We start from the raw sequence: 664 nt of genomic DNA on the forward strand, positions 1-664 counted from the left end.
CTTTCCCTCTTTCCCTTGCCGCCTTCGGCCGCAAGGAGATCACCCTGGCCGAGCACGAGATGCCGGGTCTGATGTCGATCCGCCGGGAGTACGCCGAGGCGCAGCCGCTGGCCGGCGCCCGGATCACCGGTTCGCTGCACATGACCGTGCAGACCGCCGTGCTGATCGAGACCCTCGTGGCCCTGGGCGCCGAGGTGCGCTGGGTGTCGTGCAACATCTACTCGACGCAGGACCACGCGGCCGCCGCGGTCGCGGCCGCGGGGATTCCGGTGTTCGCCTGGAAGGGCGAGACGCTGGAGGAGTACTGGTGGTGTACGGAGCAGGCGCTGACCTGGCCGGGTCATGCCGGTCCGAACATGATCCTCGACGACGGCGGTGACGCGACGCTCCTGGTTCACAAGGGCGTCGAGTACCAGAAGGCCGGCGCGGTCCCGGACCCGGCCACCGCCGAGAACGAGGAGATGGCCCTGGTCCTGGACCTGCTGGCGAGGACCGGCATCGACTGGACGGCCCTGGCCGCCGGGATCCGCGGCGTGACGGAGGAGACCACCACCGGTGTCCACCGTCTCTACGAGATGATGGCCGAGGGCACCCTGCTGTTCCCGGCGATCAACGTGAACGACGCCGTGACGAAGTCGAAGTTCGACAACAAGTACGGCTGCCG

At 68.7% G+C, this 664-nt stretch carries 1 protein-coding gene; it reads left to right on the forward strand.

The window, feature by feature from the left end:
• The coding region (locus AB4039_RS42325; protein WP_442273322.1) for an adenosylhomocysteinase at nucleotides 1-664 on the forward strand (664 nt) is incomplete at both ends.

Source organism: Streptomyces sp. M-16, from assembly GCF_052114405.1.
In the GTDB taxonomy this organism is placed as follows: domain Bacteria; phylum Actinomycetota; class Actinomycetes; order Streptomycetales; family Streptomycetaceae; genus Streptomyces.